This is a genomic window from Actinacidiphila yanglinensis (genome assembly GCF_900107965.1).
Taxonomy (GTDB): Bacteria; Actinomycetota; Actinomycetes; order Streptomycetales; family Streptomycetaceae; genus Actinacidiphila; species Actinacidiphila yanglinensis.
In genome coordinates this window covers 274905-297970 of sequence record NZ_FNVU01000004.1, presented here as the reverse complement: position 1 = coordinate 297970, position 23066 = coordinate 274905, and the positions used below count along the sequence as shown (strand labels likewise).

Genomic DNA, 23066 nt, shown 5'->3' with positions numbered 1-23066 from the left:
CGGGGCCGGGACAAGAGCCTTGCTGCGCGGGGCAGTCAGGCGTCCGAGCTGGGCCCCTTCCTTTCCACTGATCCGAACGGGCTCGCCGTATTGCCTCCGGGCATGGACAAATAAGCCCCTTTGCCCGGACAAAGGCTCACCTGAAACAGATCGTAGGGGCCACACGGCAACCCTGTTCACGGAATGTCAGGAAGTGCTCACGAACGGGTGAACTTCGATCATCCCCCGCCACACCCGCACCCCCCGCCGCACCCACGTGAGCACTTGCACCCCGCTCCGTGTGAGAGACCCGACACAGCGTCAGCCACACGCACCTCCAGGCACCGTTGGCCCGGGCGAGGTCGGCGGCCAGAATGCCCCCGTGGAGACATGGCGAACCGAAGCCCTCATCGCTCTGCTGAGCGACTCGTCGGCGCGGGAGGACGAACGGGACGACGCGGCAATGGCGTTGTGCGCAAGTGATGATCCGCGTGCCCGGGCGGTCCTCCTGCGGCTGGCCGGCGATCCGGGCACCGAGTACCTGGTGGCCGCGTCCGCGGGTGAGTCCCTCGGCGAGATCGCCGCCCGGACCACCGCACTGGAAGCCGCCGAGATCGCGCTCCTGCGCCCCGACGCGCGCACGGAGTATCACGCCGCCTGTCGGCAGTACTCCCAGGACCACCAGGGGCACTGAACCTCCGGGATTCGGGGGACCGTCATGATGGGGGCATGGCAGACAACACCCCCTCGGCCTCCTCCTCCGCACCGGTCGCCGTGCGGCTCCCCTCGTACACCAGGACTGAGCAGCAGTCGATCCTCGGCGACGGCGCTGATCCGTTCGGGGTGGCCGGGACCGGACTGAGCTGGCGGGGCAAGGACGAGCACTTCGGGGTGCTGCTGGGCGAGCGGCTCGTGGCACACGCCGGGCTGGTCGCGCTCGACACCACGGTCGGCGAGGTCGCGACCCCCGTGATCGGGGTCGGCGGGGTGGCCGTCGCACCCGACGTACGCGGTCGGGGCCTGGCCCGGCTCGTCCTCGACGCGGCCCTCGCGCACGCCCGCACGATGGGGTCGCCCCCGGCCCGGCACGCCCTCCTCTTCTGCCGGCCGCCGCTCGTGCCGATGTACCGGCGCCTCGGATGGCACCCGCTCGACACGGACGTCCTCGTCGAGCAGCCCGAAGCCCGCGTCGTGACCATGCCGTTGGCGACGATGGTCATGCCGCTGCGGGAGGGCGCGTCCTGGCCGGCAGGCCCGGTGCGCCTGCTCTCCCTGCCGATGTGACCGCCACCCCCGCGGACACCCGGCTCTCGACATTCGGCGTACGCGATTCCACGTTCCGGTGAACATGTTACGGAGCCCGAATTACCTTTCGGGCATGCCGATACGGCCCGCCGGGATACGGCGGGCCGTGCCGGAATAGGCGGGTCAGTTCAGCGGAATGTCGAAGTTCTTCGCGCTGATGGACATTCCGTCGTTCGCCTGGGCGGCGAGCCGCTTGTAGCGGAGCACGAGCTTCTTCGCGTCACCCTTGTCCGGGGTGAAGGCGACCCAGCCGGTCGTCGTCTTTCCGGTCTCGGCGTCCGGCAGCGGCGTGTACCCGGCGGACTTCAGCTCGTCGTCGAGAATCGTGGTGCTCGCCTGGTCGATCCCGTTGGACATGCCCGTCAGGTAGAACGAGTCGGCGCCGAAGGTGTCGTAGTACTTGCTGCTCGCGGTGACCTTCACGTCGACGAGGACGACGTCCTCGTCGGCGAGCGCGGAGAACTTGCTCTTCGCCGCGGCCGAAGGCTGGTACCCGGCAACGTACTTGAGCACGGTCGCCTTCTCGCCCAGCACCGGGTCGTCGAACGACTTGTTCACCGCCACCGGGCTCCCGGAGTTCCCGGCGCCCCCGGTGGAGGAGGCGGTGGCGCTAGTCGTGGGCGCCGCGCTGGTGTCGCTCGGCGCGGCGGCCGAGGTGGTCTGCGACGGCGACGACGACGCGTCGGACGAGTCCGAGTCGTCGTTGCAGGCGGTCAGCAGGGCGCCGCCGACGATTACCGCGGCAATGGCAGGAAGGCAGGTCTGAACCCGGACACGCATGGTGATTTACCCCTCAGAGTCGAATGCGAGAACCGACAGCGGCGCCAACGCCGTTCGGACTCGCCCCCGTACAATCGAACGTCTGTGATGCGTCGGTACTCTACATGAGACCTGATGGGGTTTCCGCGGCCGGGGGTTCGCACCCGGCGAACTCCGCACGGCGTGAAAGAGATGTGAGGGAATTGCGGACGATCGGCCGGGGCGCGGTCGAAGTAGAACGAGTCCCGTAGTACCGATGGACCGCCGGGTTCACACCTCGCGCCCTCGCCGGGCCCGCGCCGCCGCCGCGTGGACCGACCGCAGGGCCAGCATCAGGACGCCGACGTCATCGAGGTAGATCGGATCGGGCAGCAGGTCGACCGGGCAGACGAGGTAGATGATCGACCCCCAGAACATCGCCTTGGTCGACAGCGGCATCCCCGTTTCCTTCAACACCCGCCGCGCGCGGACCAGTTTGAGCAGCATCCGCACCGCGAGCACCGCGGTGACCACGGCCACGACCACGACCGCGGCGACGAGCCAGCCCACCTCCGTACGGTCCACGCTCACCATCTCCTCCCATCTGCACCGGCGTTGCCCTCACCCTGCCGTCTGCCCCGGATCCCCGCGAGCGCGCAGTACCGCGGCGGGGACCCGCACAGGGATGCGACGGCCCGGGCGTTACGCCGTGGCCGGGGCGGGGACGAGTTCGACGGTGCGCTCGCCCTCGTGGAAGGACCCGAAGGAGAAGCCCCACGGGTCCGCGGCGGGCCAGTGGTAGGTGACCTCGCCGTCCGCTGCGCGGTAGTCGGCGGTGTAGAGGGTGCCGAGTCCCTGGTCGTACTCCATCCGGTGCAGCGGCGGGCGCAGCATCGCGGCGACGGGCGTGTCCGGACCGGCGGCGCGGATCGCGTCGAGACGGGCGAGGGTACGGGTGTTGGCCTCCTGCTCGGGCGGAACGGGCGCGACGAGCTGGTGGTTGGCGGCGCAAGCGCCCGGGCCGGGATCGACGGTGAGGGGGATGTCCGGGCCGACCTGGACGCTGACGGCGCGGTGCGGGTCGGAGAGGGTGACGTTCTGCGGGATGGAGATGGGCAGGTGGCGCAGCCGCTCCACCGCCTCGTCGACGGTCTCGCAGGTCTCCAGGAGGTAGCGGAGCGCGATCAGGATGGACAGGCCCGTGCCGTACTCGAACCGTCCGCCGAAGGTGAGGGAGACCGCGAGGCCGGCGTCGTTCATCCCGTCGAGCAGTCCCCAGACGCCTTCCTGCGTGCCGATCACCGGGCGCAGGAAGTGCGTGCGGGTGATGGTGCCCTCGCAGGCGTCCGGCGGGAAGTCGTAGTTGCGCAGCAGCCGTCCGGGGCGGGCGGTCTGGGTGCAGCCGGAGAAGAACGGCTTGATCGCCGCGTGCGTCAACAGTGCCTCGCCGTACGGGATGTCCCGCGCCTGCTCGGCCAACCGCTCCAGCACCGGCACGAGTTCCGGCATGTGGCGGGCGAAGAGCGCCTTGGCCCGCGCTGCTCCCTCCGGAGTCCGCGCCTCCTCCAGCAGCCAGACCGCGGGATCGCTCTCCTTCGCGACCTCCCGGACCCGCGCGGCCCACCGCCCGTCCAGCCCGTCGCCCGCGTCCACGGCCTTGAAGGTCTTCACGACACGTTCCAGCACAGCGTTCCCCCCGGCTCGGCTGATCTCGACTCACGGCACGTTAACGGGATTTCGCTCCGATTTCACCCATCGCCGCGGGAGGGACCGAGGAGGGTGCGGCACTCCTCCCAGGCCGGCTCGCTCAACAGGGGGCGGAACCGGGTGAAGAGGTCCAGGAGTGGGGCACCCCACTCCTTCCGGAAGGCGGGATTGACGCGGGCGAGGTCGAGTTCGTTGGCCGCCGACAGCTCGGCGAAGTCCCGTCGCAGTCGCGGGCCGGGGGTGAGGGTGCGTCCGGTGAAACGGTCGCGGAAGGGCCCGTCGGAGTCCACGAGCGTCGGGTAGCTGGCCTCTCGGTCGCAACACGCGTAGAGGTACACGACGGTCTCCGCCTCGGCGCCGATCACCGTCGAGAGTTCGGTACGGCGGTCGAGCGGCAGCAGGGCCGAGGGGAAGCCGTCGGTGCCGTAGAACGCGTGGCACAGCCCCGCGAGTTGCAGGGCGGGACGCGCGCCCCAGGTGGCGAGTCGCCCCTGGACGCGCTGGAGGTGGGCGAGGAGGGTACCGCCGGGATGCGCGGTGTCCGCGGCACCGAGCCGGCGCAGCAGAACGACCGCTTCGACGGCGGCGTCGTCGGGTACGACCACGGGTCACGTCCTTCGTCAGGTGCCCGGCGGGTGTCGCTCGAGCCCTGCCGGGATTGTCGACCGGCACGCGCGACACGGTCAACCACGCCCCGACGGCCACCCTGTCGCGTATCCGACCCCGAACGCGCCCCGGTCTCAGGCGCGGAGCCGCGGGCGGGCGCCGAGTTCGACCGCCCACAGCAGGAACGCCACGAGCGTCAGGGCCGCGCCCATCGTGGTCACCCCGGTCCATCCCCAGGCGGAGTGCACCGCCCCGGTCGCGGCGGAGGCGGCGGCACCGCCGAGGAAGACGCTGGTCATGTAGAGGGAGTTGACGCGGGCGCGGGCGTCGGGCCGCAGCGCATAGATGTCCCGCTGGCTGAGCACCTGGTGGCCCTGGACGGCGAAGTCCAGCAGCACGCCGCCGAGCGCGAGCAGCACCAGGTGGTTGACCCCGAACCCGGCCACGATCATGGCGACCAGCCCGAGCAGGATCGCCACGGCCCGGCCGGGCACGCCGCGCCCGCTGTCGCCGAGCCGCCCGGCGATCGGCGCGGACGCCGCGCCCGCGGCACCGACCAGCGCGAAGACGGCGATCCCGTTCTGCGACAGGTGGTGCCGGTCGGCGAGTTCGTACGCCACCGCCGTCCAGTACGCCGTGAACGCGCCGAACATGCTCGCCTGGGTCAACGCCCGGCGCAGCAGCACCGGTTCGCTGCGGGCGAGGCCGACCACCGAGGCGAGCAGCGTGCCGTAGCGGGCGCTGTGGTCGGGCTTGCGGACCGGCAGCATCTTCAGCAGCGCCAGCGAGGTGAGCAGCATCACCACCGCGGAGATCGCGTAGATGCTGCGCCAGCCCCACGCGGCGGCGGCGAAGCTGGCCACCGACCGGGCCAGCATGATGCCCAGCAGCAGCCCGCTCATCACCTGCCCGACCAGCCGCCCGCGCGACTCGGCGGGCGCGAGGTGCGCGGCGAGCGGGACCAGGATCTGGGCCACCACGGAGGTGACGCCGATCAGCACCGACACCGCGAGGAAGACCCAGAAGTCCGGGGAGAACGCGGCCACGGCGAGCGCGACCGCGGTGACCAGCAGCGTCCGGGAGGCCAGCCGCCGGTTCTCCAGGAGGTCGCCGAGCGGTATCAGCAGGGCGAGCCCGAGCGCGTAACCGATCTGCGTGGCGGTCACGACGATGGTGGCGGTGCCCTTGCTCACGTCGAAGGAGTGGCTGAGCAGGCCGAGCAGGGGCTGCGCGTAGTAGAGGTTGGCGACGCTGGCACCGCAGGCGAACGCGAGGGTGAGGATCACCCAGCGCAGCGCCCGGGTGGGCTCGGGTACGGCCGGGGTGGCCCCGCCGGCAGGTGCCTCGGCCGGGTCGGTGGAGGGTGTGGTGGACGGGGACGGGCCACGGGTGGTCATGCGGGTCTCTCCGGTGCTCGCTGCTCGCTGCTCCGCTCGTCGCTGAGCGGCCTCTTACTGAACGCTACGTTCAGTTTGAGCGTTCGCGGCCGCGCCGCTATTCCCGGCGCCGGGCACGGGGCGCGGGGCGGCGATCCCGGCCAGCGCCTGGTCCACCGTCCGCTCGGCGAAGCCCTCGTCCAGCGGCTCGTGGCTGAACAGCAGCCGGTAGTACACGGGCGCGAACACCAGGTCCAGGGTCGCCGCGAGGTCGAGGTCGTCCCGCAGCTCGCCGTTGCGCATTCCCTGGCGCAGGACCTCGGCCGCCACCGCCCGGCGCGGCGCGAACCACTGCTCGCGGAGTGCCTGCGCGATCTCCGGGTCGGACTGCGCGTCCGCGGCGAGCGCCCGCATCAGGGGTCCCGCGGGGCTTCGCGTGAACAGCCGGACCACGTCCGCCGCGAGGATGCGGAGCGCCTGCGCGGCGGGGAGGCCCTCCGGGAGCGTCCATGAATCCGCGGCGCGGAGCATGAACCCCTCCAGCGCGACCGCGCCGCGCGACGGCCACCACTTGTAGACGGTGGCCTTGCCCACGCCCGCGCGTGCCGCGATCGCCTCCATCGTGGCCGCGCGCAGACCGCCCTCCATCATCAGGTCGCCCGCCGCCGCGAGGATCGCCGCTTTGCGCTTCTCGCTGCGAGGGCGCCCCGTCCGTACGGGTTCCTCCGTCTCCACGGGGACCTCCGGCGGGCCGTAACTGAACGTTGCGTATCTTTTCTCTCCCGATCGTAGCTCTTCCGGGTCCGCCCCCGACCCGCCCGGCTGCCCCGTCCTGCTGTCACGGGACCTTGCGGCGGGTGGCTGGCTTGTCGCGCAGTTCCCCGCGCCCCTGGGTACGCGCGGCCCCCTCCGCGAAAAGAGGGCAACCACCAAGGGGCGCGGGGAACTGCGCGAACAGCCACAGCCGGACCGCAAGGTCCCGTAGCAACAGGACGGGGCACCCCGGGGGGTCAGGGGCACCCTCAGAGGCACCCTAGAAGCCGCGGGTGCGCTTGGCGGCACGCCGAGGCGCGGCGGACGCCGGAGTCCTCAGCGCGAGCCGCGCGATCTCGTTCCCGAGATTCACCCCGATCGCGAGGGCGAGCGCCAGCGCAGCCGCTTTCGTGAGCTGGCTCAGCGCCGCCGACTGGTGGTGCTGGGTGAGCGCGAGCAGCCCGAAGTACGTCGCCGACCCGGGCAGCAGCGGCCCGATCGCCGCGGTCACATACGGAAGCACGGAAACGAAGCGGTACCGCGCCATGAGCTGGCCGAAGAGCCCGACGAGCCCCGCGGCCGCGGCCGTCGCGGCGACCTGGTTGCCGCCCGCCCGCTGGTGCAGCACCCCGAAGACGGTCCAGGCGACGCCGCCGTTGAGGGTGACGAGCAGCAGGACCCCCCGCTCGCACTGGAGCAGCACCGCGAACGCGAGCGTGAGCACCATCGCGGCGGGAAGCTGCACCCACGGCCGGTCGTACGCGCGCAGCGCCTGGTCGGGGTTGAGCCGGGCGCCGGAATGGACCCCGGCGTAGAGGACGAGGGTGACACCGATGACGATGCCGACGATGAGGTAGACCACTTCGAGCAGGCGGGCCGAGGCCGTGATGTAGAAGCCGGTCAGGCCGTCCTGGACAGCGGCGACCAGCGCGCGGCCCGGCAGCAGCGCGAACAGCCCACCGGTGATGACGGCGGAGGACTGCACGTTGGTGGCGCCCGGGACCCAGTGGCCGTAGTGGCCGACCAGGACGCCCATCACGGCGGCGGGCGTCGCGGCGACCGCGAACTGGTAGAACTCCGGCAGGCCCCGCGCGGCCAGCAGCCACGCCAGGCGGTCGCCGAGCATCGCGGCGAGCGCGGCCAGGAAGAAGATCAGCGGACCACCGCCGACCAGCACGCTCGCCGCGCCCGCGAGCAGCCCGGCCGCCCCGGTGAGCACCCAGGAGCTGTACGGATGCCGGTTTCGGCGGATGTCGGCGAGGCTGCGGTACGCCTCCTCCAGCGTCACCTCGTGCGCGGTGATCCCGTCGACGAGGTGGAAGACGGCGGCGAGCCGGGTGTAGTCCGTGCCCCGGCGGCGCACCGTACGGCTCATGGTGAGCGGGGTCTCGGTCAGCGACGGCTGGTAGGAGATGCCGAGCAGGGTGAAGGTGACGGTGGGTTCCACCCGCGCCAGCCCGTACGCGAACGCCACCCCGAACATCGCCGCCTCGACGTCCTCCGCGCCCTCCCCGCCGGCCAGCAGCAGCTCGCCGATCCGCAGGGTGAGGTCGAGCACGCGCGGCACCACGCCGCCGCCCGCCGCGCCCGGCCGGTCCGGGGGCGGCGCGGGCCGCTCCGTCGAGGGCAGCCGGATCATCGCCCGCATCCGGTCCTGCCACAGCCCGCCCTCGGGCGGCAGGACCACGACGGGTATGCCGTCCGCGGGGGTCAGCGCGGCCCCGAGGTCGACGGGCGCGTCCGACGCGTCCGTGCCGTTCTCCGGCTCTCCGGTGGGCTTCCCCGAGTCCCGCGGCCCCGCCGCGGAACCCTCTCCGGCGCCGCGGCCGGGCGCCCCGTCGGGGTCGGGGCGCCCTGGAGGTTCGTGGTGGTCGCCGGGCAAGGTGTCAGCGCTTCTGGGCGCGGTGCCGACCGCCACGGGGGGCGGTGGCGGAGGCCATCTCGGTGCCGGGGCCGGCGTGCGGGCCCGGCGCGGGGGCGTCCGGGTCCATCTCGCCGGCGGCAGCGGCCGCCTTCCCCCGCGAGCGCAGGAACTCGATGCCGACCGGGACCACGGAGACGAGCACGACCAGGACGAGGATCACCTCGATGTTGTCGCGCACGAAGGCGATCTTTCCGAGCCAGTACCCCATCAGCGTGACGCCGGCGCCCCAGAGCGTCCCGCCGAGGATGTTGAACGTCGCGAAGGTCCGGTAGTTCATCCGGCTGACGCCGGCCACGATCGGGGTGAAGGTCCGCACGATCGGCACGAAGCAGGCCATCACGATCGCCTTCGGCCCGTGCCGCTCGAAGAAGGCGTGCGCCTTCTCGATGTTCTCCATCTTGAAGAGCCGGGATTCGGGCCGGGAGAAGAGCGAGGGCCCGACCTTGCGACCGAACCAGTACCCGGTCTGCTCGCCGACCACCGCGGCCACGGCGATCAGCGCCGCCACCACCGCCAGCGGCTGGTGCAGGGTGCCGGACGCGACGAGCAGGCCCGTGGTGAACAGCAGGGAGTCACCGGGCAGGAAGAATCCGATCAGGAGTCCGGACTCGGCGAAGACAACCAGCAGCACGCCCCACAGGCCGTACGTGTTGATCAGATGGTTCGGGTCGAGCCAGCTCGGTCCGAGCGCGAGGTTCATCACGACTCAAAACTATCAATCCAGTGTTGATACAAACGTTCCGCAACCTACGAGTAGTGCACTAGCGTCTGCGCAGCGTCAACCACGCATCTTCGCAAGTCCGGCAAGTCACGCAGGCCACACAGGTCACACCCAAACCACACCTGTGTCGCACCTGTGAGGAAAACCTCCCCCCACCTGCCCCGTCACCGTGTCCGACCTGTCTGGCGGCTTTCGTTATGACTCGCGCCATCTCCCTGCACGAAGTTTCCAAGTACTACCCGAAGCAGCCGTCGCCGGCCGTCGACCGGTTCTCGCTCGACATCGCACCGGGGGAGTTCCTGGTCCTGCTCGGCCCCTCGGGCTGCGGGAAGTCGACCGTCCTGCGGATGATCGCGGGGCTGGAGGACATCACCACCGGCGAGCTGCTGCTCGACGGCGAGTACTCCAACGACCTGGCCCCGGGTGACCGGAAGATGGCCATGGTCTTCCAGAACTTCGCCCTGTACCCGAGCATGACCAGCCGGGAGAACATCGGGTTCCCGCTGCGGTTCGAGATGCCCGGCGCGGAGCCCGGCCCCCGGGTGGACGAGACCGCCCGCATCCTCGGCATCGAGGAGATCCTGGACCGCTACCCCGGGCAGCTGTCCGGCGGCGAGCGGCAGCGCGTCGCGATGGGCCGGGCGATCTCCCGGCACCCCTCGGTGTTCCTGATGGACGAGCCGCTGTCGAACCTCGACGCGAAGCTGCGCTCGCACCTGCGCGCGGAGATCGCGCGGCTCACCCACGGCATGGGCGTCACCACCGTCTACGTCACCCACGACCAGGCCGAGGCGATGTCGCTCGGGGACCGGGTGGCGATCATGCGCAGCGGGGTGCTCCAGCAGCTCAGCACCCCCCGCGACGCCTACCACCTGCCGGAGAACGTGTTCGTGGCGGCGTTCGTCGGCATCCCCCGGATCAACCTGCTCCAGGCGACCGTGATCGCTCCACTCAGCGGAGGGATGTGGATCGATTTAGGACGCCAGAGACTCGGCCTGCCCGAACCGCTCAGCTTCGACCACCAGATGCTGCGGATCCAGCAGGGCCGGCCGATCATCGTCGGGCTGCGCTCGGAGGCCGTCCGCATCTCCCAGCCGAGCCAGGCGCACGCCGGCGAGGTCGTGATCAGCGGGATCGTCGAGCACGTGGAATACCAGGGTCACGAGTCGCTGGTGCACCTCGACACCGGGTCCCGGCCCGCGATCGTGCCCGAACTGGAGGCGCCCCGGCCCGCCCCCGCGCCCCGCACCGGCAGCCGCAGGGCCGCCGGCGGTTCCGGCGCCGGTCTCGGCAAGCTGGCGCAGAAGGCCGCGCGGCGCATCCAGGCGACGATGATGGACCGCGACGGCGGCACGAACGCCACCGACTCCGTGCCGCCCCGGCCCACCCACTCCCCCGCCGCCGTGATCGACCGGCCCGAGGGCTCGCCGGAGACCCAGACCGGCGATCTCGTGGTGCGCACCGGCCCCGACATCCGGGTACGCCGCGGCGACCGCGTCCCCCTCCTGGTCGACCTCGCCCACCTCTACGTCTTCGACCGCGACGGCAACCGCATCTGCCCGGCCCCCACCCAGCAGCCCCTCCTGGAATAGCCGCACACAGCAGCGGCGAGCACCCGCAACAGGGGCGCGTGGGGGTACCTCCCAGGCGAAGCTCTGGGGGAGAACTGCGCGAGCAACCGCCCACCGGGCGGAACCCGGGAGCGAACCGAAACCGCGACGGCGGCGAACCGCACCTCACCGCGGCGAGCAACCACAACAGGGGCGCGGGGAACTGCGCGAGCAACCGCCCGCCGGGCGAAACCCGGGAACGGACCGAACCCGTCGCGGCGGCGAACCGCCCACGCGGCAACCCCCCGTAAACACGGGTTCACCCGCACTTCACCGGACCGCCCTACCGTTCGCACGGTGACGACAACCCGCGGCCACTGGTTCAGGCCACGCCCTCAGAGCGCCGCGCCGCACCAGCACGAACCGGCCGAGGCCACTCCGCCGGACCCCGCCGCGCAGGCCCCCGCGGGCACTCCCATGACCCCCGTCAACGTGCCGGACTGCCTGGCCGCGTGCGCCCGCCTGTGCGGCTCGCTGACCGCGGTCCGCGGCGGCCGGTACCCCGAACTCGCCGACCTCCTCGTCCTGTTGCCCTCGCCGGAGGATCTGGGCCCGGACACGGTCATCGGCCCGGCGGTCTCCGACGAGTTGCTGGACGCGCTGCTGGCCGCGGGCGAGAAGGCGGTGGCGACGGACGACGCGGGGCGGCGACTGGCGCTGACCATCACGCGGACGGTGCTGCCGCTGCGTGGGAACTCCCGCCCGGCCTGGCGGCTGCGGGCCCAGGCCCTGGAGGCCCTCGGCGAGCTGGCGGACGCCCTCCTGGCGTACGAGCGCTGCGTGGAGCTGGCCGGTTTCGACGGCCACGCCCGCAGCCGGGTCACCGCGCTGCGGACGGCGCTGCCCGAGCAGCGCGAACTGGCCGCACTGCTGCCGCCGGACACCACAGGCACCAGCGGCGGCAACCCCGTACAGGCCCTGGAATCAGCCGCGTTGCGGCACATCGACGAGCGGCTGGCGTCCGCCGGGACCGGCGACCCGGCCGCGCTGTCACGCGTGATCGCGCTCTACGCCGACCAGCGCCGGCACCGCCTGCGCCCGCCGATCGCCGACCCGACGTACGGCGGCACCGGCTGGCTGGGGCTCGGCGAGTTCCGCAACCGGATCGCCGACCGCTCGATCTGCCTCGTCGCCAACTCCGGGACGGTCAGGGACGGTTCACTCGGCGAGCTGATCGACTCCTACGACGTGGTGGTCCGCTTCACCTCCTACGTGATCGACCCCGCCGCGACCGGCTCGCGCACCGACATCCACGTCACCGGACACCGGAAGGTCTTCAACTGGGACCGCCCGGTCACCACCCGGCTGGTCCTGGGCGACAACGCGGCGGCCTGGCGCACCGACGTGCGCGCCCGCCTGGTGCCCGGCGCGCAGCGCCACACCTGCGAGGAGTCGCTGCGCGCGCCCGTCCGGGGCATCGGCCGGCTCGGCAAGGACGCCTGGCCACACCCCCTGACCTGCTCGTTCGAGGTGATGTGGCTGATCGACTTCCTTGACGTCAGCCCGCGCCTCGACCTGATCGGATTCGACTTCCACCGCACCGGCCCCTACCGCCTGCCGGACGCGATGTCGATCCCGGCCGCCTCGGCCGAGGCGAACACCAGCCAGAAGGAATGGGTCATGCAACGCGCCCAGAACGTCGACGGAGCCGTGATCTCGCTGCGATGAGCACCACCACCAGCCCCGAACCCGCCGACCACCCCGCCGGCTCCGCGGCGCCGGTCGCACCCGCGAGCCCCTCGACCCCCGCAGCCGGGCTCTCCGCCGCCGCCCTCACCGGCAAGCGGCGGATCGCCTTCGTCACCTGGACGGACGCGGCCCGGCTGCCCGGCCTGCTGGCGCTGCTGCGCAGCCTCGCGCTGACCAACCAGACGGTGTGCGAGGACTTCCTCGTGCTGCACGACGAGCTGCCCGACGACGCGGCCGCCCGCATCGCGACCTTCCACCCCCGCGCCGAACTGCGGTGCACCGGCGCCGAGTCGGCCGCCCGCCGCGCGTCGTACGCGAAGGCCTCCGGCGACGCGGCCGGGCCCGAGGCGTTCGGCGTCCTGGAGGCGTTCCGGGTCCGCGACTACGACACGGTGATCGTGCTGGACACCGCGCAGGTGGCCCGCGGTCCGCTCGACCGGCTGCTGACGCTGTGCCGGGGGCTGGCCGCGGCACCGTACCGCGACGACGGGGACGGGCCGGGCACCGATGTCCTGGTGGTGCAGCGGGAGTACCTGACCGACGCGTTCTGCGCCCGGCTGGACGCGGTGGCCCTGGAGGGGGCCTACCCGCAGGAGCGGGCGGCCGCGGGTGTGCTGGCGCGCGCGCTGGACGACGGGTTCGTGCCGCTGGACACCCGCGGGGTGTTCGAGCCGGCGGCGGGCCAGGACCGGCACGGCGCCTCCGGTCAACGCGCGGACGGGGAAGGGGACATCGCCCTCGACGAGGACTCGGACGCGGCGTTCCGCGCGGCGTTCATGGCGCTGTCCGGCGCCGCGCACCACGACCTGCTGGTGCACTTCGGCACCCCGCACACCGCCAGGACCGGCGATGTCGGCTGCGCGCGCCGGGTCGCGGCGGCGCACGTCGCCGCCGGCGAGTACCAGGACGCGGTGGACCTGCTCGGCTCGGTGCGCATCCCGGTGGACGACGCGTGGCCCCACGAGGTCTACGGCCAGGCCCTGATGAGCGTGTCCCGGGACGCGGAGGCGCGGGCGCACCTGCGGCTGGCCACCGCCTCGCCCAACTGGGCACCACCCGCCTTCGCCCGGCTGGCCCAGATCGCGTGGGTGCGCGGGGAGGACTCCGCCGCAAGGGAGTTGGCGCTCGCCGGCCTCGACGCGGACCCGACGCACCGGCCGAGCCGCCAGATGCTGCTGCGGACCGCCGCGGGCGACGGCCCGGTGGGGCAGGTCGGCGCGGGGGAGGCCGAACCGGCCGATCCACGCGAGCAGTTGGCGCACGTCGCGTTCTACATGCCGCAGCAGGGCAACGCCGGTGACAAGGTACTGCCCGAGGCCGTACGGCTCACCTTCGGCCCGGACGCCGGTCCGCGCCGCTGGCATTCCCTGCACGCCCACCGGCTCTTCGACCCGGCCGCGCTCGAACGGGTCAACGCCCGCCGCGGGTTGGTGATCGGCGGGGGCGGCCTCTTCCTTCCCGACACCATGCCCAACGGCAACAGCGCCTGGCAGTGGAACGTCCCCGACGACCTGCTGCGGCGGATCGACGTGCCCATCGCGGTGTACGCCGTCGGCTTCAACGTCTTCGACGGGCAGTCCTACCGGCACGAGCGATTCCGCAGCGCGCTGCGGCTCCTCGCCGAGAAGGCCGCCTTCTTCGGGCTGCGCAACCACGGCTCCATCGCGCAGGTGCGCCGCCTGCTGCCGCCGGAGCTGCACGGCAAGGTGCGCTTCCAGCCCTGCCCCACCACCGTCACCCGCCACCTGGTGCCCGGTTGGACCGACCCCGAGCGGCGTGACGAGACCATCCTGCTCAACGCCGCCTACGACCGCGCGGGCCTGCGCTTCGGCCACGACTACGGCCACTTCCTCGCCGAACTCGCCTCCTCGGTAAGGGCGTTGGACAAGCTCGCCGAGGTGCGGTGCGTCGCGCACACCGTCGAGGACGAGCGGATCGCCTACGACCTGCGGCGCGAGCACGGCGTCTCGCTGCCCGTCGTGCCGATGTACGACTTCGACAGCGACGGGATCCGCGCCGCGTACGCCCGCACCAAGCTCGTCATCGGCATGCGCGGCCACGCCGGGATGGTCCCGTTCGGCTGCGGCACCCCGATCATCAGCCTCATCTCGCACCCGAAGATGGCGTACTTCCTGGCGGACATCGAGCGCCCCGAGTGGGGCGTCTCCGTCCACGACCGCGACCTGTCCGCGCACCTCACCGAGCGCGCCACCGCGCTGCTCACCGACCACGCGGCGGCCGTCGCCGACGTCCACGAGCGCCAGGACGCCCTGTGGCGCGTCACCCAGGACAACGCGGAGGCCCTGCGCGCGCTCGGGTTCTGAGACCCGGGTCCGGAAACTCGGGTCCTGAAACACCGTGGCAGCCCGGATCGCCGGGCGGTTACGGTGACCGGGCCCGCCGACCCGAAGCCGTCAGGAGTTCCCGTGCCCGCGCCCGCCGCCGCCCTCGACCCCCTGGTGCGGTGGGCGGCCCAGGAACCGGGTGGCGCCTCCCGCGTCTTCATCCGGGGCGACGCGGTCGCCGTCGCCGCGCCCGGGCTGTCCGGCCGGGACCGGCTGGTGGTCGCCGGCCCCGCCGCGGACGCGGTGCCCCTCGTCCGCGTGGTGCTGCCGCGGATCGGGCCCGGCTTCCGGCCGTTCGGGGACCGGGCGCTGCTGCGCGCCGTCGTGGCCGAGGTACCGGGGCTCGCACCGGTCGCCGACTTCGGCTGGATGCAGACCGACCGGCCGCCGGACGGGCCGGCCGAGGGCGCCGCGTGGCTCACCGCCGCCGACGCGGACGAGACGTCCGCACTCCTCGACGAGGCGTTCCCCGCCTCCTACGCCTACCCGGGCCGCTGCGGACCGGGCGAGCGCTGGGCGGGCGTACGCACCGGCGGCCGCCTCGCCGCGGTCGCCGCGCTCGCCTGGTGCGCGCCCGACGTCGCCTTCCTCGCGGGCGTCGCCACCGCGCCGTCCGCCCGCGGCCTCGGCCTGGGTCGGACCGCCTGTGCCTTCCTGCTCCGCGAGGCCCTGGCCGACCGGCCGCTGGCCGCCCTCGTCGTCGACGACGCCAACACCCCGGCCCTGCGCCTCTACCGCGCGCTCGGCCTGGCCTACCGGCCGCTGGCCGCGGCCGCTCAGCGGGCGGAGCCGAGGTCGGCGTCCTCCGCGCCGCCTGAGACCATCCGCGAGACCTCGTCGACCCGCAGCAGCCGCTGATCGTCGGCGAACTCGCCGAAGAGGTACACGTCCGTCTCGATCCGGCCGCCGTCGGGCTTGACGACGTGCACGGTGTGGCGGTCCGCGATCCGGGCGCCGTCCCGCAGCGCCTCGTGCACCTCGATCCTGCTGCCCGGGGCGACCCGGGCCCGGACCAGCCGCAGGTGCGCGACGAACTCGTCGTACCCGAGCACCTCGCCGTCCACCCGCTGCCGGTACCCCGGATGGAAGTAGCGCGCGACGGTCGGCTCCAGCGGGTACTCCTCCTCGCCGCCGAAACAGACCTCCGTGAGGGCGCGCTCCACGAACTCCGCGAGGCCGGCCTCCCGCTGCCCGTTCCCGTTCATCCCGACTCCCTCCATAAGCGTGCTCCGTGCACGCTCTTCAGATTCACCCTAGTCCAAACGCGTGCTTCGTGCACGCTTCATCGGATGCAGCCCGCTCCTGTCCCTCGGAAGGCCGGTCCGGGCCCGGCACAGCCCTAAGCTGAGCCGATGAGCGAATCCACCGCCGGGGAGCGGATCGCCGAGGACTTCGGGGACATCGTCCGCCGGGAATCACGCGCCGTGGTGTACGGCGAGCTGACCGCGGGCCTGGGCCCGGCCCTGGACGAGGCCACCTACCCCGTGCTGAGCGGCCTCGCGCGCGGCGGCCCGCGCAGCGCGGCCCGGCTCGGCCACGACATCGGCCTGGACCGCTCCGTGGTCAGCCGGCACGCCGACCGCCTGCAGGGCGCCGGTCTGCTGCGGCGCGAGCCGGACCCGGCGGACCGCCGTGCGAGCCTGCTGGTGCTCACCGAAGAGGGCGAGCGCGTGGTGGCCCGGATGCGCGCCCGGCTGGCCGAGCGGTTCGACGCCTACCTCGCGCACTGGCCGGCCGCCGAGGCCGAGGCCTTCGCCCGCGCACTGCACCGCTTCACCCAGGAGGCCCTGCTCCCACGGGAGTCGTAGCGCTGCGGCCCGGGGCGATCCACCGTAACGTCGTGCGGGTACGGCGGTACGACCGTACGGGCGTCCGAAGGCCCGGCCGGCGCCGCCCCGCTGCCGGGAGGGTCCCCCGCATGTCGCTGCACAAAGGGTCTGGCGCACAGCACGACGTCTCCGTCAACCCGTTCTACCTCGGCGCCGCCGATCCGATCGGGGGCATGCAGACCGCCCCGCCCAAGCACCGCCTGCCGGACGGCCCGATGACGCCCACCGCGGCGTACCAGCTCGTGCACGACGAGCTGATGCTCGACGGCAACTCGCGGCTGAACCTCGCCACGTTCGTCACCACGTGGATGGAGCCGCAGGCCAACGTGCTGATGGCGGAGTGCGTCGACAAGAACATGATCGACAAGGACGAGTACCCGCGGACGGCCGAACTCGAGCGGCGCTGCGTCGCGATCCTCGCCGACCTGTGGAACGCCCCCGACCCCGACTCGGTGGTCGGCTGCTCGACCACCGGCTCGTCCGAGGCGTGCATGCTCGCCGGGATGGCGCTCAAGCGCCGCTGGTCCCAGCGCACCCCGGGCTACCCGGGCACCGCCCGGCCGAACCTGGTGATGGGCGCCAACGTGCAGGTGTGCTGGGAGAAGTTCTGCACGTTCTGGGAGGTCGAGGCCCGGCTCGCGCCGATGACCGGCGACCGGCTGCACCTGGACGCCGAGGCCGCGCTGGCGCTCTGCGACGAGAACACCATCGGCGTGGTGGCCATCCTCGGCTCCACCTTCGACGGTTCCTACGAACCGGTCGCCGAGATCTGCGCGGCCCTGGACGACTACGAGCAGCGCACGGGCATCCACATCCCCGTGCACGTCGACGGCGCCTCCGGCGGGATGATCGCGCCCTTCCTCGACCCGGACCTGGAATGGGACTTCCGGCTGCCGCGGGTCGCCTCGATCAACACCTCCGGCCACAAGTACGGGCTGGTCTACCCCGGTGTCGGCTGGGCGCTGTGGCGCGACGCCGACGCGCTGCCGGAGGAGCTGGTCTTCCGGGTGAACTACCTCGGCGGCGACATGCCCACCTTCGCGCTGAACTTCTCCCGCCCGGGCGCCCAAGTCGTCGCGCAGTACTACTCGTTCCTGCGGCTGGGCAAGGAGGGCTACCGCGCGGTGCAGCAGTCCTGCCGTGACGTCGCCACCAGCCTGGCCCAACGCTTCGTGGAACTCGGCGACTTCCGCCTGATCACCTCCGGCGACCAGCTCCCGGTGTTCGCGGTGACCACCACACCGGAGGTGACGGCGTACGACGTGTTCGACGTGTCGCGGCGGCTGCGCGAGCACGGCTGGCTGGTCCCCGCGTACACCTACCCGGCGAACCGCCAGGACCTGGCGGTGCTGCGCCTGGTGTGCCGCAATGGCTTCTCCGAGGACCTGGCCGACCTGCTGATCGCCGACGTGACCCGGCTGCTGCCCGAACTGCGCCGCCAGCCGCACCCGTTGAACCGCCCCGAGTCCGTGGCCACCGCGTTCCACCACTGAGCCGCACACCCGCCGGACCCAGGAGCGACCGACCCCGAGCCACCGACCCGCCGGGACCGACCGGCCGTCCCCCCACACGAAAGGCACCGCCATGGCTGACCACACCTACCGCGTCACCGAGATCGTCGGCACCTCCACCGAGGGTGTCGACGCCGCGGTCCGCAACGGCATCACGCGTGCGTCGCGCACCCTGCGCGGCCTGGACTGGTTCGAGATCACCCAGGTCCGCGGGCACATCGTGGACGGGGAGATCGAGCACTACCAGGTCGGCCTGAAGGTGGGCTTCCGGCTGGAGGAGGCGTAACCCCGGCACCGTCCGGCACAGTTCGGCACCCTCCCGCCCCGTAGGCCCCGTACCCCCGTTCCCGAACGCCCCCGTACCGCGCGGCGACGCGCCGTACGGGGGCGTTCCCGCCTGCGGCGCCTGCTCGTTCGGCCCAACATCTCTCGCCGTGCCCGGCGGCCGGGCCAATCCTCGTGACTAGAGGGCAGGTTCTCGCCCTGGTTCGTGCGGATCACCCCGCAGCCGGGACCGGGCGGGCCCGCCGTGGACGCCGACGCTCTCGGGAGACCGCCAATGAGCCACGACACCACCGCAAGTCCGCCCCCCGGGGCGCAACCGCCGGGGGGCGCCGGACGCCCCCCGCGCGACCGCGACGAGTCGCGCACCGCGTGGGCCGCCGGCGGCACCGTCTTCGCCGGACTGATGCTGATGGTCGGCGGCATCCTGGCGGTCCTGGAGGGAATCGTCGGCATCGCCAAGGACGTCGTCTACGTGCGCACCCGCGGCGACTACGTGTACAAGTTCGACGTGACCGCGTGGGGCTGGATCCACCTGGTCCTCGGCGTCATCGCCCTGCTCGTCGGCTACTGCCTGCTGCGCGGCCTGGCGTGGGCGCGCTACCTCGGCATCTTCATCGCCGGCCTGAACATGATCGCGAACTTCATGTTCCTGCCCTACCAGCCGATCTGGGCGATCATCATGGTCGCGATCGACACGTTCGTGATCTGGTCGCTGGCCACATACCACCCGCGCAACCTCCCCTACGGCGGTGCGCTGTGACCCCCACCGCCCTCTACCCCACCCTCGGGCAGCTGCGCCGCTGCACCATGGCGGTCGACATCGGCGCCGCCCGTACCCGGGTCTACCTGCGCGGCGGCGGCCTGGTCGTCGACGAGCCGAGCGTCGCGGCGATCGACACCCGCACCGGCGCGCTCATCGCCGTCGGCAAGCGGGCCGAGACGATGTTCGGCCGCACCCCCGACCACATCCGGGTGGCCCGTCCGGTGGCCGGCGGCGCGGTGGTCGACATCGAGATGGCCCAGCGGATGCTGCGGCACGTCCTCGGCGGCAAGCTCGGCCGCCGCTGGATGCGGCTGCGCGGCTCGCCGGTGATGCGCGCGGCGGTCTGCATGCCGCACGGCAGCGCCCCAATCGCGCGCCGTGCCGCCGTCGAGACGATGTACGGACTCGGCGCACGCCGGGTGGAGATGGTGGACACCCTCATCTCCGCGGCGGTCGGCTGCGGGCTGCCCGTGGAGCACCCCGAGGCCACCATGATCGTGGTGTGCGGGGCCGGTACGACGCAGGTCGCGGTGCTCTCGCTCGGCTCCCTGGTGGCGGCCGAGACCGTGCCCGTGGGCGGCGACGCGATCGACCGCGCGGTGGTGGACCACCTGCGCAGCAACCACGCGCTGATGCTGCCCAGCCAGTCCGTGCGGCCGCTGCACCAGGCGCTCGGCGCCCCCACCGCCGGCGGGACCGCCACGACCGAGGTGTACGGGCGGGACGTGGCGAGCGGGCTGGCCCGCTCCGTCATGGTCGAGACCGAGGTGGTGCGCAGCGCGATGCGGCCCCCGCTCAACGCGGTGCTCGACGCCATCACGTCCGTGCTGCGCCGCTGCGCTCCCGACCTCGTCGCCGACCTGGGCGACCGCGGCATCATGCTGGCCGGCGGCAGCGCGCACATGCCCGGCCTGGACCTGATGCTCCGTGAGGCCACGAACATGCCGGTCAACGTCGCCCCCAACCCCGACACCGTCGCCGTGCGGGGACTCGGCGCGATGATCGAGGGCAAGGTCCGCCCCATGGTGCTCAGCCCGCTGATGGCATGAGGGAACCGCCCGCGCCCGAGGGGCGCGGGCGGTTGAATGACGGCATGGTGAGAATCGGCTCGGTGGTGATGGGCGTCCAGGACGTACCCAGGGCGGCGGAGTTCTGGACGCGCGCGCTGGACTACGTGCCGCGCGAGGAGATGGCGGCGGACTGGGTGGTGCTGGTGCCCGCGTCGGGTACCGGCCCGCAGTTGTCGCTGGGGCTGAGCGAGAGCCCGGTGCAGGAGTACCCCCGCGTGCATCTGGACCTGTACGCGGGCGACGCGGCCGACCAGGCCGCGGAGGTGGAGCGGCTGGTGGCGCTCGGCGCGCGGCGGGTGGACTGGGACCTCTATCCGCAGGACGCCGACTTCGTGGTGCTCGCGGACACCGAGGGGAACCGCTTCTGCGTCATCGACACCGGGCACGGCCAGGACGCCGAGGGCCCGGACACCGGGGGCGCGAACCCGGCGTAACCCGCCCGGCGGCACTCCAGGGGTGTGCGGCGGCGGGGCGGGCCACCCTTGAGGAGATCTCCGCACCCCACGTCCGGGGCCCCGTAGCGGGTCGCGGTCAAGGCACCGGGAGAGGCCGTCCGTGTCCAAGCACCACGCCAAGCCGCCGCATGGACACCCCGCGCCCGCGTACGCGCCCCCGGCGGTCACCGCGCGGCAGATCCTGGGGAAATGGCCGGTCTGGGCGCTGCCCTCGATCCTGGTGACCTTGGTGTCCTTCCTGCTCGCGCTGATCTACTCCGGCGGGGTCGCCGACCCGCGCGGCAACGTACGGAACCTGCCGATCGCCCTGGTCAACCAGGACACCGGCCCGATCGGCACGCAGTTCGTGCAGGGCATCGCCACCGCTCCGAACCCGCGGCACCGCATCAAGTGGGAGGTGCTGACGCCCGCCGAGGCGAAGGACCGCTTCGACTCCGGGCGGCTGTACGGAGGGATCGCCGTCCCGGCGGACTTCACCGCCTCCCTGAACGCGATCATCCGGCCCGGCGCCTCGACCACGAACATCCGCCAGCCGCACGTGGTCCTGCTCACCAACCCCGGCGCCGGCAGCCTCGCCTCCTCGCTGGCCACGACCGCCACCCAGGCGGTGGTGCCGCCCGCCTCCCGGCAGATCGGCGCCCAGTTGCTGGACCGGCTGACCCGTACCGGCGCCCGGCCGAACACCGCGCAGCGGATGCTCCTCGACGACCCGGTCACCACGACCAGCGCGCCGGGCCACACCATCGGCGTGCGCACCGGCCTGGGGCTCACCTCCTTCTACTACACGCTGGTGCTCGTGCTGGGCGGCTTCCTCGGCGCCAACATCATCAGCAACGGCGTGGACGCGGCACTCGGCTACGCGCCCAGCGAGTTCGGGCCGTTCCGGCGGATGCGGTCGCCGGTGCTGATCAGCCGGGTCCGGACCCTGGCCGTCAAGATGGTCATGTCGCTGGCCCTGTCCGTCCTGACCGCGTCCGTGGTGGTGCTGGCCACCGCGGTGATCATCGATCTGGACATGCCGCACCTGTTCCTGCTGTGGGTGTTCTCCGTCTGCGCCGGCGCGGTGGTGGGCGTGGGCGTGCAGGCGATCACGGCGATCTTCGGGACGCTCGGGCAACTCGTCGCCATGTTCTTCTTCGTCGCCCTCGGGCTTCCCTCCGCCGGCGCCACGATCCCCCTCGAAGCCGTGCCGGCGTTCTACCGCGGCCTCGCCTGGTTCGAACCGATGCGCCAGATCACCGGCGGGGTCCGGGCGATCCTCTACTTCGACGCCCGCGGCAACGCCGGCCTGGAACGCGCCTGGCTGTGGCTCTGCGTCGGGCTGGTCGTGGGACTGGTGCTCGGCTTCGGCGTCACCCACTTCTACGACCGCCGCGGCCTGTTCCGGATCGACCCCGAGAAGGTCGGCGGCACCTGATCCCGCAGGCGGGCGCGGTCGGCGGCGGTGCGGCCGTCGCGCCAGCCGTCGGGGTCACGGCCCTTGAGCCGAGTGGCGGTGGTCCGCGGGAAGAGGTGCCGGGTGGCGTCGCGCACCGCGAGGTCGCGGGCGGCGAGCGCGGGCAGCAGGCCCGGCCCCGACGCGCGGGCCGCCTCGGCGACCTCCGCCTCGGTCGCGGCGGTCAGCCGCTCCCGGACCCGGGCGGCGTACGAGATCAGGAAGGACTCGCGGAAGTCGCGGGAGCGCGACGAGCGGCCGCGGTGCAGGGCCCGGTCCGCCTGGACCAGCAGCGAGGTGAACATCACCTCGACCACCTCCAGGTCGGCGGTGTGCCCCACGACCGTGGCGAAGCCGTACTCCGCGGACCAGACGGACTCGCAGCGGTTCGCGGCAGCCACCGCGTCCAGGAGGAGCGCCTTCGCGCCTTCGTACGGCCGGTCCACGCCGATCCTGCGGGTGGCAGGGGCGTCCGCGCCGCCGCCGTGCGCCGCGGCCAGCTCGGCCGCGTCGATGCTGTGCCTCGCCATCAACTGCTGGGCCTTCGCGGACAGCGCCTCGGCCTCCTCCGGGAAGCCGGTGGACTCCGCTTTCGCCAGCAGGGCGCGGATACGGGCCAGGGCCTTGCCGCCGACCCCTTCGGCCGGGCGGGCCGGCGGGGGGAGGGTCGGTGCGGTGATCGTGGGCAGGGCGGCGTAGAGGCAGAGCAGCTCGACGAAGGTGTGCGCGGCGGAGAAACGGTCCAGCCGCTCCCCGTCGACGAAACGGCCGAGCGACTTCCGCCCGGGCGCGGCTGCCAGTGCCCGCGCCATCCGGTGCGACGGCTCCCCGAGCTCCCGCCCGGCCATCCGCACCAGATCCTCGTCCGCCCACCCCCGCGCGACCGCCCCCCGTACCACCTCACCAAACGTCCGCACGGCAACCCCCGTCCACCCCTCCCCCGCCGCCGCCAACACGGAGGCAGC

23 protein-coding genes are annotated in these 23066 nt (G+C 72.8%); 13 read left to right on the top strand and 10 right to left on the bottom strand.

Annotated features, from left to right (window positions below):
* The first annotated feature begins 361 nt into the window (after positions 1-361).
* Both C4U44_RS11160 and C4U44_RS11155 read left to right on the top strand, forming a co-directional pair.
* Positions 362-673 (top strand): hypothetical protein, encoded by a 312-nt coding sequence (locus C4U44_RS11160; RefSeq protein ID WP_103885542.1) that lies wholly within the window; start codon positions 362-364, stop codon positions 671-673.
* Positions 674-708: 35 nt separating this feature from the next.
* On the top strand, positions 709-1263 hold the full coding sequence (locus C4U44_RS11155) for a GNAT family N-acetyltransferase (protein WP_103885541.1): 555 nt from the start codon (positions 709-711) through the stop codon (positions 1261-1263).
* Positions 1264-1407: 144 nt separating this feature from the next.
* On the opposite strand, the gene C4U44_RS11150 is transcribed toward C4U44_RS11155, so the two are convergent.
* The 8 genes from C4U44_RS11150 to C4U44_RS11110 form a co-directional block, all read right to left on the bottom strand.
* A complete protein-coding gene (locus C4U44_RS11150) occupies positions 1408-2064 on the bottom strand; it encodes a hypothetical protein (RefSeq protein ID WP_146088239.1) in 657 nt (218 codons plus the stop codon).
* A gap of 249 nt (positions 2065-2313) precedes the next feature.
* Positions 2314-2607, bottom strand: a complete 294-nt coding sequence (locus C4U44_RS11140; protein ID WP_235031980.1) for a YkvA family protein — start codon at positions 2605-2607, stop codon at positions 2314-2316.
* 117 nt (positions 2608-2724) lie between these two features.
* A complete protein-coding gene (locus C4U44_RS11135) occupies positions 2725-3693 on the bottom strand; it encodes a C45 family autoproteolytic acyltransferase/hydolase (RefSeq protein ID WP_235031979.1) in 969 nt (322 codons plus the stop codon).
* A gap of 77 nt (positions 3694-3770) precedes the next feature.
* Entirely contained in the window at positions 3771-4334 is a 564-nt protein-coding gene (locus C4U44_RS11130; RefSeq protein ID WP_103885537.1) for a DUF6817 domain-containing protein, read from the bottom strand.
* Between the two features lie 135 nt (positions 4335-4469).
* Positions 4470-5732, bottom strand: coding sequence for an MFS transporter (locus C4U44_RS11125; protein ID WP_103885536.1), 1263 nt, complete (start codon positions 5730-5732; stop codon positions 4470-4472).
* Between the two features lie 54 nt (positions 5733-5786).
* Positions 5787-6446: a TetR/AcrR family transcriptional regulator gene (locus C4U44_RS11120; protein WP_103885535.1), complete on the bottom strand. Its 660-nt coding sequence runs from the start codon at positions 6444-6446 to the stop codon at positions 5787-5789.
* 298 nt (positions 6447-6744) lie between these two features.
* On the bottom strand, positions 6745-8346 hold the full coding sequence (locus tag C4U44_RS11115; RefSeq protein ID WP_235031978.1) for a threonine/serine exporter family protein: 1602 nt from the start codon (positions 8344-8346) through the stop codon (positions 6745-6747).
* A 4-nt stretch (positions 8347-8350) separates the two neighbouring features.
* The gene (locus tag C4U44_RS11110) at positions 8351-9088 is read right to left on the bottom strand and encodes a DedA family protein (RefSeq protein WP_200823228.1); all 738 of its coding nucleotides are present in this window, start codon (positions 9086-9088) and stop codon (positions 8351-8353) included.
* Positions 9089-9306: 218 nt separating this feature from the next.
* Here C4U44_RS11110 and C4U44_RS11105 point away from each other — a divergent pair, with 218 nt between their 5' ends.
* From C4U44_RS11105 to C4U44_RS11090, 4 genes are all read left to right on the top strand, one after another.
* Positions 9307-10701 (top strand): ABC transporter ATP-binding protein, encoded by a 1395-nt coding sequence (locus tag C4U44_RS11105; protein ID WP_103885533.1) that lies wholly within the window; start codon positions 9307-9309, stop codon positions 10699-10701.
* Positions 10702-11016: 315 nt separating this feature from the next.
* Positions 11017-12387, top strand: coding sequence for a glycosyltransferase family 29 protein (locus tag C4U44_RS11100; protein ID WP_146088238.1), 1371 nt, complete (start codon positions 11017-11019; stop codon positions 12385-12387).
* Positions 12384-14732 carry a polysaccharide pyruvyl transferase family protein gene (locus C4U44_RS11095; RefSeq protein WP_103885531.1) on the top strand — a complete coding sequence of 783 codons (2349 nt, stop codon included), beginning with the start codon at positions 12384-12386 and terminating at the stop codon, positions 14730-14732. Before C4U44_RS11100 ends, C4U44_RS11095 begins: the two co-directional genes overlap by 4 nt.
* A 102-nt stretch (positions 14733-14834) precedes the next feature.
* Positions 14835-15611 carry a GNAT family N-acetyltransferase gene (locus C4U44_RS11090; RefSeq protein ID WP_235031977.1) on the top strand — a complete coding sequence of 259 codons (777 nt, stop codon included), beginning with the start codon at positions 14835-14837 and terminating at the stop codon, positions 15609-15611.
* Here the strand turns inward: C4U44_RS11090 and C4U44_RS11085 are convergent.
* A complete protein-coding gene (locus C4U44_RS11085) occupies positions 15530-15958 on the bottom strand; it encodes a nuclear transport factor 2 family protein (RefSeq protein WP_103885813.1) in 429 nt (142 codons plus the stop codon). The two genes, C4U44_RS11090 and C4U44_RS11085, sit on opposite strands and share 82 nt — an antisense overlap.
* A 147-nt stretch (positions 15959-16105) precedes the next feature.
* Between C4U44_RS11085 and C4U44_RS11080 the strand changes: the two genes are divergently transcribed.
* The 7 genes from C4U44_RS11080 (at position 16106) to C4U44_RS11050 (ending at position 22083) form a co-directional block, all read left to right on the top strand.
* Complete coding sequence (locus tag C4U44_RS11080; protein ID WP_103885530.1) at positions 16106-16561, top strand: MarR family winged helix-turn-helix transcriptional regulator; 456 nt, start codon at positions 16106-16108, stop codon at positions 16559-16561.
* A gap of 110 nt (positions 16562-16671) precedes the next feature.
* Positions 16672-18075, top strand: a complete 1404-nt coding sequence (locus C4U44_RS11075; protein WP_103885529.1) for a glutamate decarboxylase — start codon at positions 16672-16674, stop codon at positions 18073-18075.
* Positions 18076-18166: 91 nt separating this feature from the next.
* Positions 18167-18379, top strand: coding sequence for a dodecin (locus tag C4U44_RS11070; RefSeq protein WP_103885528.1), 213 nt, complete (start codon positions 18167-18169; stop codon positions 18377-18379).
* Positions 18380-18652: 273 nt separating this feature from the next.
* Positions 18653-19138 (top strand): DUF7144 family membrane protein, encoded by a 486-nt coding sequence (locus C4U44_RS11065; RefSeq protein WP_103885527.1) that lies wholly within the window; start codon positions 18653-18655, stop codon positions 19136-19138.
* Between the two features lie 47 nt (positions 19139-19185).
* A complete protein-coding gene (locus C4U44_RS11060; RefSeq protein WP_103885811.1) occupies positions 19186-20190 on the top strand; it encodes a rod shape-determining protein in 1005 nt (334 codons plus the stop codon).
* Between the two features lie 44 nt (positions 20191-20234).
* The gene (locus C4U44_RS11055) at positions 20235-20645 is read left to right on the top strand and encodes a VOC family protein (RefSeq protein WP_103885526.1); all 411 of its coding nucleotides are present in this window, start codon (positions 20235-20237) and stop codon (positions 20643-20645) included.
* Between the two features lie 121 nt (positions 20646-20766).
* Positions 20767-22083 carry a YhgE/Pip domain-containing protein gene (locus tag C4U44_RS11050; protein ID WP_103885525.1) on the top strand — a complete coding sequence of 439 codons (1317 nt, stop codon included), beginning with the start codon at positions 20767-20769 and terminating at the stop codon, positions 22081-22083.
* On the opposite strand, the gene C4U44_RS11045 is transcribed toward C4U44_RS11050, so the two are convergent.
* Positions 22029-22949 carry a DUF2786 domain-containing protein gene (locus tag C4U44_RS11045; protein ID WP_235031976.1) on the bottom strand — a complete coding sequence of 307 codons (921 nt, stop codon included), beginning with the start codon at positions 22947-22949 and terminating at the stop codon, positions 22029-22031. The genes C4U44_RS11050 and C4U44_RS11045 overlap by 55 nt on opposite strands.
* Positions 22950-23066 lie beyond the last annotated feature (117 nt).